The sequence below is a fragment of the Micromonospora sp. NPDC093243 genome, from assembly GCF_044753725.1.
Classification (GTDB): domain Bacteria; phylum Actinomycetota; class Actinomycetes; order Mycobacteriales; family Micromonosporaceae; genus Micromonospora.
This window is the reverse complement of sequence record NZ_JBIVNT010000007.1, coordinates 262,020-275,934: the sequence shown is the minus strand read 5'-3', so window position 1 is coordinate 275,934 and position 13,915 is coordinate 262,020. Positions and strand designations below refer to the sequence as shown.

The following is a 13,915-nucleotide window of genomic DNA, read 5'->3' as shown; positions in this document are numbered from 1 at the left end:
GGCCGCCACCGCCCGGGTGCCGCCCGGCCGACCCAACCGAGGGGAGAACCCATGATCGAGATGATCGCGGCGCTGCAACCACTGGTCGTCGGCGTGGTGCTGCTCTGGTCCGCCCGCGTCAAACTCCTCAACCGACACGCCGCCGCGACCGTCGAGCGCTCGGTGCTTCCCCGCCTGCTCGGGCAGCGTCGGGCGCTGCCCGCGTACCGGCTGCTCGGCGGGGTCGAGCTGACCCTCGGCGCGCTGCTCCTCCTGCCGCCCGTGCTGCGGCTGGAGGCGGTCGCCGCCGCCGTGCTGGCCGTCGGCTTCCTCGGCTACCTCGGCTACGCCCGCCGGGCCGCGCCCACGTCCTCCTGCGGCTGCCTGAGCGCCCAGGCGACCCCGATCTCCGGGCGCAGCCTCGTCCGGGCCGGGGTGCTGGTGGCGGCGGGTGGACTGGGCGCGCTGGCCAGCGGCGGCTGGCTCGCCGCGCTCGCCGGACGGCCGGTGTCCGGCGCGGTCGTGCTGCTGGTCGAGCTGGCGGCGGTGGCCGCCCTCTCGCCGGAGCTGGACCGGGCCTGGCTGCTGCCGCTGCGCCAACTGCGCGTCCGGCTGACCCACCCGCTGCGTGGCGGCTCCGGCGTGCCACTGCTCGCCAGCGTGCAGCAGCTCCAGCTCAGTGAGGCCTACCGGCGGGTCGCCCCGCTGCTCCGCTCCGACGTGCGCGAGCACTGGGACGACGGCGGATGGCGCTTCGTGGGGCACGCCGCGCGCTACCAGGGCCGGGCGGTGACCGCGGTGTTCGCCGTGCCGCTGGTCGAGCCGGCGCCGGAGTCGGTACGGGTCGCCGTGGTCGACGACGCGACCGGGCACACCCTGCTCAGCCTCGCCGGTCAACCGCCGGCCGCGGGCCCGCACCTCACCGTCGTGCCGGCCTGACCAACCCAACCGCGAAGGAAGAGAGGTCGCCGAAGATGCGCACCCGACGATGGGCCGGCGGCGCTGCCCTGGCCCTGCTGACGCTGACCGGCCCGGTCGTGGCGGGGCCGGCCACCGCCGCACCCGCCGCCCCGCCGCCTTCCACCGCAACCCTCACCGACGCCGTCACCGACCGGCTGCGCGGGCCGGCGCTTGCCGGGCAGGCGGACCCGCAGACCCGGGTCACGGTCAGCCGGAGCGGCGCCGGGTGGGCGTTCGGCACCGCGGTGGCCCTGGCACCCCACCGGGTCGGCGCCCACCCGACCGGCGCGGTCTTCGTCGCCCGTGCCGAGCCCGGCGGCTGGCGGGTCGCCTTCGACGGCGAGGCGGCGTTCGGCGCGCTGGCCGCCGAGTCGCCCCTGGTGACGCGCGAGGAGAAGCGGGTCTTCGGCACCGCGCCCGCGCCGCTCTACGCGGGCGGGGACTACCGCACCGGGATGGCGCTGCCGTTCGCGGTCGGCCAGACCTGGACGCTCAGCGGCGGCCCGCACGGCTGGGGCGGCAGCGAATCGCCGTACAGCTCGATCGACCTCGCCGGCGGCGACCAGGTGGTCCGGGCCGCCCGGGCCGGCACCGCGTACACCATGTGTCAGGGCTGGATCCGGGTCATCCACGACCGGGGCTACGCGACCGACTACTACCACCTGTGGAGCAACATCGCCGTCAACGGGGCGAGTGTCGCGCAGGGCGCCTTCCTGGGTTACACCGGCACCGACGTCACCTGCGGCGGGGCCGCCTCCGGCCGGCATGTCCACTTCGGGCTCCGGCAGAACAACAGCTACGTCCCGATCGCCGGGCACGACATCGGCAAGTGGGCGTTCGCCAACGGTGGCGCGGCCTACCAGGGCGGGGCCCGACACGGCTCGGCGTGGACCGGCGTCGGTGGCGCGATCTACAACCACGGCGCGCTCGGCCTCAACCAGGGTGTGGTCGACGCCAACGGCGGCGGGTCGCTGACCCGGCGCGCCGGTCCGGGCACCGGGTACGCCGCGCTCGGCTCGCTGGCCGACGGCGGCACCGTCACCGTCTCCTGCTCGGCCAACGGCACCTCGCACACCGGGCGCTACGGCACCACCGCGCTCTGGGACCGGCTCAGCGACGGCAGCTGGGTCTCCGACGCGTACCTCTGGACCGGGGTCAACGGTCCGATCAACGGCTGGTGCTGACCAGCGTGACCCCCGGTCGGCCGCCGGCGCACACCGGCGGCCGGCCCCAGGAAGGAGTGGCACATGCCCGCAGCACCTCCCGCCCGCCCGGCCCGGCTCCTGCTCGGCGGCCTGCTCGCCCTGACCACCGCCCTGACCGGCCAGCTCGCGACCGCCTCGCCCGGTGCCGCCGACCCGGTCCGGGCGGCGGCCCCGGACGGACCGCTGACCGCCGCGTTCGACACCGCCGCCGACCGCTACGACGTGCCCCGCGACCTGCTCGTCGCGATCGGCTACGCGGAGACCCGGCTGGACATGCACGCCGGTGAGCCCAGTGCCGCGGGTGGATACGGGCTGATGCACCTGGTCCGCAACCCGCGGCTGCGCACCCTCGACGAGGCGGCCACCCGCACCCGCCTCGACCCGGCCGTGCTGCGCAGCGACCCGGCGGCGAACGTGCTCGGGGCGGCCGCCGTGCTGCGCGGGTACGCCGACCAGGCCGGCCTCACCTCAACCGACCGCGACGACGCCGGCCGGTGGTACGGGTCGGTCGCCCGCTACGGTGGCGCGAGCGACCCGTCGGTCGCCCGGCTCTACGCCGACGCCGTCTACGGCCTGCTGCGCACCGGCTTCAGCTCGGAGCGGGGCGTGGCGGTGGCCGGTCAGGCGGTCGTCCCGCACCGGGGGCCGCTGGAGCGGGCCGCCGGACCGGCGGACGTCGGCACCCTCAGCACCGACTACCCGCCCGCGGCGTGGGCGCCCGCCAGCACCAGCAACTACACCGTGGCCAGCCGGCCCACCAGCCACCCGATCCGCTACGTCGTCATCCACATGACGCAGGGCTCGTACGCCGGCTCGATCAGCTGGTTCCAGAACCCGGCCGCGAAGGTCAGCGCGCACTACACCTTCCGCTCCTCCGACGGCGCGGTCACCCAGTCGGTCCGGGAGAAGGACATCGGCTGGCACGCCGGCAACTGGACGTACAACACCCAGTCGATCGGCATCGAGCACGAGGGGTACGTCGACAACCCGGCCTGGTTCACCGACGCGATGTATCGCGCCTCCGCCGCGCTCACCCGCAGCCTCACCGCCGAGTACGGCATTCCCCGGGACCGGGCACACATCATCGGGCACGTCGAGGTGCCCGGCGCGACCCACACCGATCCGGGACCGAACTGGAACTGGACCTACTACCTGCAGCTGGTCAACGGGGTCACCGGCATCGGCTCCGGCACGGTGGACACCTCCTCGGCCAACCTGAACGTCCGCTCCGGGCCGGGCGCCAGCTATCCGGTCGTCGGGACGGTCGCCGACGGCGCCACGGTCAGCATCTACTGCCAGGCCGCCGGCAGCACGGTCACCGGACCGTACGGCACCACCAACGTCTGGAACCGGATCGGCACCAACCGCTACGTCTCCGACGCGTACGTCTACACCGGGCAGAGCGGCTACATCCCCGGCGTGCCCCGCTGCTGACCTGCCCGCCGCCCCGGCCGAGCTGGCCGGGGGCGGCGGACAGATCGCTGGTCCCGGTCGGCGCGGACCGGGACCAGCGGGCGGATTCGCGAAACTCGGCCCCTCGGGGTCGCGCTACGGCCGCCGTGCCGCGGCGAGGACCATCGGCACGGCCAGGAAGAGCCGATCCCGTTCGGCCCGCTGGCGCTGCTCGGCAGCCCACCGCGCGGCCCGGTCCGGTGCGACGGCGCCGCTCGCGGCGGCGACCTCGGCGAGCCCGAGCAGCATCGGCAGCATCACCGGGTCGGTGAAGACCCCGGTGTGCACCTCGACGACGGGCGCGTCGAAGCCGGCGTCCAGCAGCAGATTGCGACAACGGCGAGCGACCCGCGGGCTCGTGATGGCGTCCGCGCGGGCGTGCAGGACGGCTCGGGTGAGGTCCGCGTCGTCCGCATCGACGATCAGCGCGTCCCAGTCCTGGCCGAGCAGCACGACCCGCCCGCCCGGGGCGAGCACCCGGTGCGCCTCGGTCACGGCCGCGACCGGGTCTGGCAACTCGTGCAACACCTTGTCCGCCCGGTAGCCGCTCACCGCACCGTCGGCCAGCGGCAGGCCGAGGACATCGCCGACGCGCAGGTCCACCCCGGGCCACCGGTCGCGGGCAGCGGCAACCATCCGTTCGTCGCGATCCACCCCGATGGGTCGGGCGCCACGCGCGGCCAGCTCCGCGACGGCCCGGCCGGTTCCACAACCGACGTCGACCACCACGGCGCCCGGGAGGGGAGCCAGCAGGTCGTACGAGCGTGCGCGCAGGGCCGCTGCGCCGGGAAGCTGGTCGGCGACGTCCAACAGACGGATCATCCGGTCGGTGCCGGAGTGCGTTGACATGGCCGCCAGCCTGCGACTTAATGCCGACATGACGTCAAGCCCGGCCCAGCTGACCATCGGGCAGGCGGCGGCGCGGCTCGGGTTGCCCGCCCACGTGTTGCGGCACTGGGAGTCCGTGGGCCTGCTGTCCCCGGCCCGTACCGGCACCGACCGCCGCCGGTACGCGCCCGACCACCTGCGCCAGATCGCGATCGTCCTACGGGCGAAACAGGCGGGACTCAGCCTCGACGACATCCGCGCCGTGGTGGAGAACGCCGATCCCGCCGCACGCCGGCAGGTGCTGGCCCGACACCGCGCCGACCTCGCCGAGCGGCTCGCCCGCACGCAGGCGTCGCTGCGCCTGGTCGACGCGGTGCTCGACTGCGCCCACGAGGATCTCGCCACCTGCCCGCACCTGCAGGCGACGCTCGCGGCCCTGGTCGGCGAAGCGGACGGTGCCGCCGCGCCCGGCAACGCCTGCGCGCAGCACGCCGACGGTCCGGCCGGCGCGGGAGGCTCCGGCGGCGCCACCAGGGCCGACCTGTAGGTCAGCGGCGCCCGTCCCGGGCGTGCGGCATTCGCCGCGGGGGGCCGCCGTGCCCGTGCCGGCACGGCGGCCCCGCCACTCAGCGGCCCTGCTTCTGTTGGCAGGGCACGCAGAAGCGGGCCTGTGGCCGGATCTCGAGCCGTTCCGCGGGGATGTCGCCCTGGCACCGCTCGCAGACGCCGTAGCTGCCGTCGGCGATGCGGCGCAACGCGCCGGCGACCTCGTCGAGGCTCTGCCGGGTGGCGGCGATGAGCGCCGACTGGGTGTGGTCCTGGCCCGGGTCGCCGGTGTCGGCAGTGAGCTCGGTGAGTCTGGCCGTCTGGGCCTCGAACTCCTTGGCGAGGGACGTTCGTAGATCGGCGAGCCGGTCCCGCTCGGCCCGTTGGTCGATGCCGCTGCTCATGGTGGATCTCCTTGGGAAAAAGAAAAAGGGCCGAAGCGGAAAGCTTCGCCCTTGGCGTCCGTTGCGGTGGTAAACGGATTCGCCGGTGGGCCACGGCCGGTCGGGACGAACGTTGCCAGCTCTCGGGTGACCGGGGCGGGCACGAGGCGTCCACCGGCGGACGGGCAGACCCGCAGCGAGACGGAGGCCGACCGGTGGGCAGCGTGAACCGCCGTCAGCGTCGTGACGGTGGCGGCATTCGGACCGGCCAGTAGCATCCGCCCACCATAGGCGGGCCCCGGCGGAAAGCCAACGAGTTCCGCGCCCCGCGGCCTCCGACCGTCCGCGTGGACCGGGCTGCCGGCGCCGGGCCGACGGCCGGATCGACGCGCGCCGGTCCGGTGCTATCCGGCCAGGGCCGGCACCGGCTCTGCGCGACGCAGCCGACCCCGGGCCACCAGCTCGACGGTGATGACGACCGCGACGGCCTCGACGGCCAGGAGCCCGATCAGGACGAAGAGCTGCGTGATCCCGGCTGCCAGCGGGCTCGCCCCACCCAGCAGCACGCCGACGAACGCCCCGGGCAGGGTCACCAGGCCCACCGTGCGGGTCTGGTCCAGCGCCGGTATCAGCGCCTGGGCGGCGGCCGACCGGCACACCAGCAGCACCGCGTCCCGGGGCAGGAGGCCGAGCGCGAGCGCCGCCTCGACCTCGCCCCGCCGGCCGATCAGCTCGTCGAGGGCCCGCCGGCCCGCCAGCGACGTGGCGGTCATCGCCCCACCGATCAGGATGCCGGCCACCGGGATGACCGCGATCCCGCGCGCCGGCACCAGGCCGGCGACGAGCAGCCCCGCCACGACGGCGAGGCTGCCCGCGACGATCGGTGCCCCGGCCCACCAGCCGCGCGCGCCGCTGGTGATCCGCCGGCCGGCGGTTCCGGCCGCGACCACGCACATCAGGACGACGAAGCCGGCCGTCGCCCAGAGCGAGGCGACGATGGCGGCGATCAGCAGCGACACGGCCGTCAGCTGGGCCGCGGCGCGGCCCGCGGCGACCAGGATCTGCCGGCCGTGTCCAAGCCGCCCGAGCGTCGCCACGGCCGCCGCGGTGGCGGCCAGCGCGGCCATCGCCACCCAGAGTTTCGGCCCGAGCACCAGCATCGTCGAGGACATGCCGCCAGTCTCCCCACACGCCGACCGGTCCGCCCGGGGCGGTGCCCCAGGCCGGCTCGGGCGGTGCGGTCAGTTGGCCGGCGCGGGGCGCAGCGGGGCGGGAATGTCCAGCCCGGCGGCGCCGAGCACGTCCTCCGCCTCGACCTGGGCGGGCGTCACCACCGGGCGCGCACGGCGCGGCAGCCCGACGAGGACGAGCACCGCGGCCAGCGCGGCGACGGCCGCGGCCACCGCGAGGAGCACGACGTACTGCGACACCTGCGGCAGCGGCACCGGCAGGCCCGGCACCGGGTTCCGGCTGAGCATGGTCACCACCAGCGCGCTGGCGACAGCGCTCCCGACCGACCGGGCGATCGAGTTGACGCTGTTGGCGATGCCGGTCTCGGCGGGCGTGACGTGCGCGACCAGCAGCGCCGGCAGGGCCGCGTAGCCCAGCGTGACGCCGTTCAGGACCAGGAACGCGCCGAGGATGAGCTGCCAGGTCGCGGAGTGCAGGACGGCCAGCAGGAGGAAGCCGCCCGCGGGCAGGATCAGGGCGAGCGCCAGCGTCGGCTTGGCGCCGTACCGGGCGACGAGGCGGCCGCCGAGCGGTGCGGTGATGACACCGCTGAGCGTGCCCGGCAGCAGGTAGACCACGCTGGTGGCCAGCACCGTCGCGGCGAAGCCGTAGCCGGCCAGGGTCGGGGGCGTCTGCACGAACGCCGAGACGGTGAGGAACCCGACGAACATCAGCGCGCCGAGCAGCAGCCCGGCGAGGTTGGCGATGGCCAGCGGGCGGTGGCTGAACATGCGCAGGCTGACCAGCGGCTGGTTGACGCGCCGTTCCACCAGGACGAAGAGGGCGAAGGCGGCGACCGCCGCCGCGAACATCCCGAGCACCCGAGCCGAACTCCAGCCCCAGTCGTTCCCCTTTTCCAGTGGGAGCAGCAGGAGGACCAGCGCGGCGCCGAGCAGGCCGGCCCCGGCCCAGTCGATGCGGCCGGTGGCGGAGGGCCGACGACGGGGTACGACCAGCCAGGTGGCGACCAGCCCGACCACACTCAGCGCGCTGGCGAGCCAGAACACGGTGTGGTAGTTCCCGCCGTCGCCGACCAGCAGACCGGTGGCGACCAGGCCGAGGCCGCTGCCGACCGCGACCGCGCCGCTCACGATGGCCATCGGGCCGGTGAGCCTGGTCGGCGGCAGTTCGTCCCGCAGCATGCCGATGCCGAGGGGGAAGAGCGCGTAGCTGACGCCCTGCATCGCGCGGGCGAGCAGCAGCAGTGGCAGGTTGTCGGTGGTGGCGGCGAGCAACGAACCGGCCAGCACGACGGCGAGCACGCCGAGCAGCACGACCCGCCGGCCGCGCAGGTCGCCGAGCCGGCCCAGGACGGGCGTCAGCACGGCGGCGGCCAGCAGGTTGACGGTGAGGACCCAGCTGACCGCGCCGGCCGTCGAGTGCAGTGCGACCTGGATCTGACTGAGGATCGGCACGACCATCGACTGCAGGACGGTGAGCAGCAGCACGCCGTAGGCGGCGACCGGCAGCAGCAGCCGGGAGGCGGGCCGGTGATCGACCGGGTTCGACATCGTGATGACTCACTTTCGCTTGGCGACGCGCCAAAGCTAGGCCGGGCGAGCTGCCTTTTCAACACGGCGTCAAAAAAACTCGACGTGACGTCGACTACGTTTGACGCGAGGTAGAGTAGCGGCATGGCAGCTTCCGGAGGCCGACGCGGTCCCACCAAGGGTGATCAACGCGAGCGGGCCTTGCTCGATGCCGCCGTGGAGCTGCTGCGGAACCGGCCGGTGGCCCAGATCACCATCGACGAGGTGGCCGCCGCGGCCGGCATCACCCGCTCCGGCTTCTACTTCTACTTCGAGTCCAAGCAGGCCCTCCTCGCCGAGGTGTGCGCTCAGACGGGCGGCACGTTCGACCAGGAGATGAGGGAGTGGCTGGAGTCGGACGGCCTCGACCGCGCCGCGCTGCGGCGGGGGTTCGCGAGCGGGCTGAAGCGCTGGAAGGTCGACGGGCGCTGGCTGAGCGAGGCTTTCCTCTCTCCCGACCCCGGGCCCGACGTGCTCGCCGTTCGGGAGAAGGCGCTCGCCACCGGGTGCGGCGCGATGCGGCGGCGCATCGAGCGCGACGCCCGCTCGGGCCGTACCGTGCCGGCGCGGCCCGAGCTGCTCGCTTTCATGGTGGTCAACCTGCGGTTGCTCATGTTCGCGCAGGCCTTCGCCCACCCAGACGAGCAGTCCGACGACGACCTGCTGGACGAGCTCACCGATGCGACCCTGCGACTGCTCTACGGCGTCGTGCCGGCAACCGCGGACGACCCCGCCGGCGCGGCGGCCGGACGCCGCTGACCGGCCCGGCTCGCCCGGAACCACCTACCTGCGCGACACCCGCGCGGAACCCGACAGGTTGGTGGCCGGGCTCGGCCTCGCCGACGCCGGCCAGCTCGCCGAGCGGATCTGGCTGGTCGTCGAGGCGCTCGTCATCGCCGCCCGCACCCCTTCAGGCGGGTAGCGGACGCTCGGTGACGACGTTCTTCATGACCAGGGTCGAGGTCAGCCGCTGCACCCCGGGCAGCGTGGCGAGAACGTCGTCCTCCAGGCGCTGGTAGGCGCCGAGATCGGCGGTGACGATCCGCAGCAGGTAATCGGGGTCGCCGAAGAGCCGTTGCGCCTGCACCACGTTCGGTATCCGGGCGACCGCAGCCTCGAAGCCGAGCAGCGTGTCGCGGTCCTCCTGCCGCATCGTGACGAAGAGCAGCGCCTCGAAGGTGAGACCGAGCGCCGCGGGGTTCACCACGGCGCGGTAGCCCCGGATCGTGCCGGCTCGCTCCAGCTCGCGCAGCCGGCGGTGACAGGGGGAGACGCTCAGCCCGACCCGGGCCGCCAGGTCGGTGACGGTGAGCCGGCCGTCGGACTGCAGCTCGGCAAGAATCTTCCGGTCGATCCGGTCCATGTGGCAGATCCTTCTCAAGGGGCGGGGCATTGAGGGCAAAGTTGGAACCACTTCCCGGCCGATGACGCATAGCGTTTCCACCACGAGCCTCATCGATGGAAGAGTTTCCCATGGCCGTCACGTCGCTGCTCGCCTTCTGGGCGGTGGCCCTCCTGCTCATCGTCGTTCCCGGCGCGGACTGGGCGTTCACCCTCGGCATCGCGCTGAAAGGCGACCCGGTGGCCCCGGCGGTCGGGGGCCTGGTGCTCGGCTACACCGCGATGACGCTGGTGGTCGCCGCCGGCGTCGGAGCGCTCGTCGCCGGTACGCCGCTGGCCCTGACGGCGCTCACCGTCGCCGGTGGCCTCTACCTGATCTGGCTGGGGGTCGGCACTCTCGCCAACCCGGCCGGTCCCGCCCCGACGGCTGCGCAGCCGGACGGGCCCGAGCCGCGCGGACGACGGTCCACCCTGCTGCGTGGGGTGGGGGTGAGCGGCCTGAACCCGAAGGCGCTGCTGCTCTTCCTCGCCCTGCTGCCGCAGTTCACCGATCCGGAGGGGGGCTGGCCGATCGCGGTGCAGCTCGGCGTGCTCGGGCTGATGTTCACCCTTTCCTGTGCCGCGTTCTACGCGATGATCGGGCGCCTCGCCCGGGCCGTGCTGCGCACCCGACCCGTCGCCGCCCGGGTCGTCAGTCGCCTGTCCGGTCTCGGCATGGTGGCCGTCGGCGCCGGTCTCCTGCTCGATCGCCTGCCGGACTGAGGCCACCTGGGCGGCCGACAGTTCCTTCCCGGCACTACAGCTGGTGCAGGAAGAGCAGGCCGAAACCGGCGGCGAGCACGGCGCACCCGCCGACGGTGATGACGCGCAGCCGGGTACCCAGGTCGGCGTCCCAGCCCTCGACCGCGCCGGAGGCGCGGCGGAAGAGCGGAGTGGCGGCGCGCCCCACCCCGAAACCGAGCCCGGCGAGCGCGGCGACCTGCAGGCGTTGACCGCCGAGGAGGACCGCGACGGCGAGCACGTACGGGGCGGTGGCCGAGACGTACGTCCGCACGCCGGTGCCGAGCTCGAAGCCGAATCGCAGCGCCCCGCGCGAGGGGTTGCGCCGCAACACGTCCTGCGGCACCTGACGGGCGTTCTGCGGCATGCGGATCGTCACCACCCCGGTCTCCCGCAGCAGCCCGAGCAGCGCCACCCCCACGATCGCCCCGTACCGCCAGGCCGGCGGCAACGGCGCCGACAGCCCGGACAGCGCACCGAGGACCAACCCGCTGAGCAGGCCGCCGGCGATGAGCCCCACGACGAACAGGGTCAGCAGTTTCCCCTGCGGATTCCGATCTCGCCGCCCGGGCGAGGCCAGCGCGTACGCGCTGTTGCGCGTTCAAACCGAGCCGGAGAGGGTGTAGCCGGCCAGCCCGCCGAGTACCGCCCAGGTGAGCGGGTGCCCGTACGCGGCGGCGAGCATCGCGCCCACGGCGAGCACCAGGCCGGGGGCGAGCGGGTCGGTGGCCCAGCGGCGCACCGGTGGAACGCGCCGCACGGGTGACGGCTGACCCGTCACACGGCGCCGCCGGTGAGCGTCCGCCAGCTGCTCTCGCCCACGATGCCGTCGACGGTGAGCCCGTTCTGTCGCTGGAAGTCCCGTACCGCGGCGTCGGTCGCCGAACCGAAGACGCCGTCGACGCTGAGCCCGTGGGCGTGCTTGTTGAGCTGCCGCTGCACGGCCCGCACGACGTCGCCGTTGTAGGGGTAGTGCACCACCACCGTCCGGGAACCGACGGTCTTGGTCACCGTGATGCCGGTGGCCGAGACGGTGAAGACCAGCAGGCGCCAGGTCTGTGCGTCGACGACGCCGCTCGCCGGAATGCCCTTGGCCGACTGGAACTGCTTCACCCGGGTCTCGGTGCCGCTGCCGAAGACCGCGTCCTTGGTGGTGCTGTGGCCCCGCGCGGTCAGCAGGTACTGCACGGTGTAGACGTTCGCGCCGCTCTGGCCCCGGCGGGTGCTGGGCCAGTTGACCGAGGTGAGGCACCCGCAGTCGGTGTTCCAGCGACAGATCGACCGGACCCAGCCCGAGCTGGTCTTCCGGTAGCCGTCGTGACAGCGCCGCTCGACCGAACAGGCGCAGGCGCCGCAGGCGCCCTGGTAGCGCCACAGCCAGCCGTCGTACGTGCCGGCGTAGCACTCGTTCGGGCGCAGCTTCCAGGTGGTGCCGTCGTTCTTGTGGAAGCCCGCGTACGTGCCGCTGGTGTTGCAGGCGGCGGCGAAGATCGGGCTCGGACCGCAGCCGGGCGAACAGTTCTGGTCGCTGGCGTACGACGGGCAGCTGCCGTAGATGTCGTATCCGTCGGCGTAGGCGCGGCGGGCGGCCGGAAAGACGCTCAGCGCCGCCATGCCCACCGCGGTGCCGGCCTGCAGCAGCGTGCGGCGGGACAGCGCCCACGACTCGGTGAGCCGGCTCCGGGCCCGGCCTGCTGGCGGGCGCCGCCGGGACGCCGTGCCGGTGCCCGGGTCCGTCCCCCGCAGCGCGGGCACGGTGTCGAGAGTGCTCACCGCGAGCCTCCCCGCTGGATCGGGTGGACGGTCGGCGCGGCTGCGCCGCCGGACGGGTGGTCGACCTGGTCGAGCAGCTGCCGCAGGGCTGCCTGGGAACCGACGGCTTCGGATCGCCGGACGTGCCCGGTCGCGTCGACCACGACCGCGAACGGGGTGGCGATGGCGTCGTAGCGGTCGAACAGGTCCGCCTGTTCGCCGAGGACCGTCACCGGCAGGTCGGCCGGATGAGGCGGGGCGGCCTCCCGGTAGAGGACCCGGAGCACGACGTCGGGCCGATCGGCCTGTTGGGTGGCCTCGGCGAGCAGGTGGTCGCAGGTCGAGCAACCCGGGTCGAGGAAGAGCAGGACCAGGGTGGCCGGGGCGGGCGGCGCCAGCTCGCCGAACCGGGGCGCCGGCGAGCCGGGCCGCAGACCGACGGACCCGGGACGGGCGACGCTGCCGTTGGCGAGCGCGTGCACCTGACGGACCAGGCCGGACACCACGAGGGCCAGCAGCAGGATCGCGATCCAGCTCAGGATCAGCGCGCTGGTCTGGAAACTCATCCGGGTACGCCTCCTCGTCCCACCCGGGTGGGCGGGTGCTGCGGGGTCGGCTGGTGCATGGCGGCAGGCAGATGCGCCAGGAGCGCGGTGAACGTCGCAGCGGCGAGCAGGACCACCGCGAGCGCGGCGTCGGCCCGCCACAGCGGCAGCACCGTGCCGGAGAGCAGCGACCCGATCAGGGCCGTGCCGGCGAGCGTGGCCGCGCGGGCCACCACCCAGCCGCTCATCGGCACCTCGACCCGTGAGCATCCGCAGGGGACGGCCCGCCCGGTCGACCGCATATGGAGGCCGTAGCCCGCGTACGTGGCGAGGAGCGCGGCGCCGCCGGCCAGGACGACGCCCAGCAGCCGGCCACCGTCGTCCCGGAGCAGGGCGAGCACGCCGGCCGCGCCGAGCAGCCCCTCCGCCGCGATGACGACCGCCGCGACGGCGGCCGGCGCGGGAACCACCCGGTGTGCGGCCAACGCCGTCGCCAGCGCCGCCGGTCTCGACAGGTGCTCACCGACGGCGACGAGAAGGGTGAGCAGAACGGTGTACGCCGCGACGCTGGCGACCAGGGTGGACACGGCGCCTCACCTGGCCGTCTGCACACGTAGCCGGCCCACCAGCTCCGGCACCTGGTCGACCACCGTGTCGGCCAGCGGTAGCACGGTCAGCCAGGTGTCCGTCGCGGCGAGGACGAAGTAGGGCCGGCCGTCCGAGAGAGTGTCCCGGAAGAGTTCACCGGCCCCGGTGGCCAACCCGCGCCACGTCGGCAACTGTCGGGTGCGCTCGGCGGTGAGCGGCGTCATGTCCAGCAGGCCGAGGCCGGGTACCTCCTTGATCACGGCTGCCGCCGCCGCGAACCGGCTGCCGGCCCGGGCGTTGGGCTGCACGACGAGACCGTCGTCGTGCTCGACGATCCGCAGCGTCCGCAGCATCGCGAGCAGATCGTTCGTGGTGGCGCCGTAGATCTGGGTGAGGAAGCAGTAGCGCCGCCCGCGCCACGCCGCCACCAGCCGCTCCTCGTCGAGCCGGATCTGGGCGTCGTGCGACCGCACCCGGGTCGTCATCAGGGTGCCACCCTGGTAGCTGAGCACCTCGTCGAAGCCGGTGGCACCCAGCGCCTCCGCCAGGTCGTCGACGAGGCCGACCGAGCCGGCCGTGAACTCGTGCGCCCGGCCGGCGACGGTCAGCTCGACCACCGAGGTGAACGGCGCGCTGAAGTCGAGTGAGCCGCTGAGCAGGAAACGCCGGCCGTCCATGGCGCGATGTGCGACGGGACCCTCCGTGGCTGCCATCCCCACCTCCCCCCTGAAGGTACGGCACAGTGGTGCCCGTCACATCATCCGAGAATGCGAATGTCCCTGACAAGCCCGGTCGAC

The 13,915-nt window shown here is 74.1% G+C and carries 17 protein-coding genes; 6 read left to right on the top strand and 11 right to left on the bottom strand.

Features of this window, described 5'->3' with window-relative positions:
- The first annotated feature begins 51 nt into the window (after window positions 1-51).
- The 3 genes from ACIP9D_RS24645 (at window position 52) to ACIP9D_RS24635 (ending at window position 3,578) form a co-directional block, all read left to right on the top strand.
- Window positions 52-918 carry a MauE/DoxX family redox-associated membrane protein gene (locus ACIP9D_RS24645; protein WP_350873218.1) on the top strand — a complete coding sequence of 289 codons (867 nt, stop codon included), beginning with the start codon at window positions 52-54 and terminating at the stop codon, window positions 916-918.
- A 35-nt stretch (window positions 919-953) separates the two neighbouring features.
- Window positions 954-2,123: a peptidoglycan DD-metalloendopeptidase family protein gene (locus ACIP9D_RS24640; RefSeq protein ID WP_350873217.1), complete on the top strand. Its 1,170-nt coding sequence runs from the start codon at window positions 954-956 to the stop codon at window positions 2,121-2,123.
- 63 nt (window positions 2,124-2,186) lie between these two features.
- Window positions 2,187-3,578, top strand: coding sequence for an N-acetylmuramoyl-L-alanine amidase (locus tag ACIP9D_RS24635; protein ID WP_350873216.1), 1,392 nt, complete (start codon window positions 2,187-2,189; stop codon window positions 3,576-3,578).
- A 114-nt stretch (window positions 3,579-3,692) separates the two neighbouring features.
- On the opposite strand, the gene ACIP9D_RS24630 is transcribed toward ACIP9D_RS24635, so the two are convergent.
- Window positions 3,693-4,445: a methyltransferase domain-containing protein gene (locus ACIP9D_RS24630; RefSeq protein ID WP_350873215.1), complete on the bottom strand. Its 753-nt coding sequence runs from the start codon at window positions 4,443-4,445 to the stop codon at window positions 3,693-3,695.
- Window positions 4,446-4,473: 28 nt separating this feature from the next.
- Here ACIP9D_RS24630 and ACIP9D_RS24625 point away from each other — a divergent pair, with 28 nt between their 5' ends.
- Window positions 4,474-4,971: a MerR family transcriptional regulator gene (locus tag ACIP9D_RS24625; RefSeq protein WP_350873213.1), complete on the top strand. Its 498-nt coding sequence runs from the start codon at window positions 4,474-4,476 to the stop codon at window positions 4,969-4,971.
- Between the two features lie 79 nt (window positions 4,972-5,050).
- On the opposite strand, the gene ACIP9D_RS24620 is transcribed toward ACIP9D_RS24625, so the two are convergent.
- From ACIP9D_RS24620 to ACIP9D_RS24610, 3 genes are all read right to left on the bottom strand, one after another.
- A complete protein-coding gene (locus ACIP9D_RS24620) occupies window positions 5,051-5,374 on the bottom strand; it encodes a TraR/DksA C4-type zinc finger protein (protein WP_350873212.1) in 324 nt (107 codons plus the stop codon).
- A gap of 383 nt (window positions 5,375-5,757) precedes the next feature.
- Complete coding sequence (locus ACIP9D_RS24615) at window positions 5,758-6,525, bottom strand: ABC transporter permease (RefSeq protein WP_350873211.1); 768 nt, start codon at window positions 6,523-6,525, stop codon at window positions 5,758-5,760.
- Window positions 6,526-6,594: 69 nt separating this feature from the next.
- Complete coding sequence (locus tag ACIP9D_RS24610; protein WP_350873209.1) at window positions 6,595-8,094, bottom strand: MFS transporter; 1,500 nt, start codon at window positions 8,092-8,094, stop codon at window positions 6,595-6,597.
- A 123-nt stretch (window positions 8,095-8,217) separates the two neighbouring features.
- Here ACIP9D_RS24610 and ACIP9D_RS24605 point away from each other — a divergent pair, with 123 nt between their 5' ends.
- Entirely contained in the window at window positions 8,218-8,871 is a 654-nt protein-coding gene (locus ACIP9D_RS24605; RefSeq protein ID WP_350873208.1) for a TetR/AcrR family transcriptional regulator, read from the top strand.
- 151 nt (window positions 8,872-9,022) lie between these two features.
- Here ACIP9D_RS24605 and ACIP9D_RS24600 read toward each other — a convergent pair whose 3' ends face one another.
- The gene (locus ACIP9D_RS24600; protein WP_350873207.1) at window positions 9,023-9,475 is read right to left on the bottom strand and encodes an Lrp/AsnC family transcriptional regulator; all 453 of its coding nucleotides are present in this window, start codon (window positions 9,473-9,475) and stop codon (window positions 9,023-9,025) included.
- A gap of 110 nt (window positions 9,476-9,585) precedes the next feature.
- Between ACIP9D_RS24600 and ACIP9D_RS24595 the strand changes: the two genes are divergently transcribed.
- Window positions 9,586-10,215: a LysE family translocator gene (locus ACIP9D_RS24595; protein WP_350873206.1), complete on the top strand. Its 630-nt coding sequence runs from the start codon at window positions 9,586-9,588 to the stop codon at window positions 10,213-10,215.
- 34 nt (window positions 10,216-10,249) lie between these two features.
- Here ACIP9D_RS24595 and ACIP9D_RS24590 read toward each other — a convergent pair whose 3' ends face one another.
- From ACIP9D_RS24590 to ACIP9D_RS24565, 6 genes are all read right to left on the bottom strand, one after another.
- Window positions 10,250-10,753 carry a hypothetical protein gene (locus tag ACIP9D_RS24590; RefSeq protein ID WP_350873205.1) on the bottom strand — a complete coding sequence of 168 codons (504 nt, stop codon included), beginning with the start codon at window positions 10,751-10,753 and terminating at the stop codon, window positions 10,250-10,252.
- 81 nt (window positions 10,754-10,834) lie between these two features.
- Window positions 10,835-10,993, bottom strand: coding sequence for a hypothetical protein (locus tag ACIP9D_RS24585; RefSeq protein WP_350873204.1), 159 nt, complete (start codon window positions 10,991-10,993; stop codon window positions 10,835-10,837).
- A gap of 17 nt (window positions 10,994-11,010) precedes the next feature.
- Complete coding sequence (locus tag ACIP9D_RS24580; protein ID WP_350873203.1) at window positions 11,011-12,006, bottom strand: peptidoglycan-binding protein; 996 nt, start codon at window positions 12,004-12,006, stop codon at window positions 11,011-11,013.
- On the bottom strand, window positions 12,003-12,551 hold the full coding sequence (locus tag ACIP9D_RS24575; protein ID WP_350873202.1) for a hypothetical protein: 549 nt from the start codon (window positions 12,549-12,551) through the stop codon (window positions 12,003-12,005). The genes ACIP9D_RS24580 and ACIP9D_RS24575 overlap by 4 nt, the downstream gene beginning before the upstream one ends.
- Window positions 12,548-13,117 (bottom strand): MauE/DoxX family redox-associated membrane protein, encoded by a 570-nt coding sequence (locus ACIP9D_RS24570; protein ID WP_350873201.1) that lies wholly within the window; start codon window positions 13,115-13,117, stop codon window positions 12,548-12,550. The genes ACIP9D_RS24575 and ACIP9D_RS24570 overlap by 4 nt, the downstream gene beginning before the upstream one ends.
- A 6-nt stretch (window positions 13,118-13,123) precedes the next feature.
- The gene (locus ACIP9D_RS24565) at window positions 13,124-13,831 is read right to left on the bottom strand and encodes a hypothetical protein (protein WP_350873200.1); all 708 of its coding nucleotides are present in this window, start codon (window positions 13,829-13,831) and stop codon (window positions 13,124-13,126) included.
- Window positions 13,832-13,915: the final 84 nt, after the last annotated feature.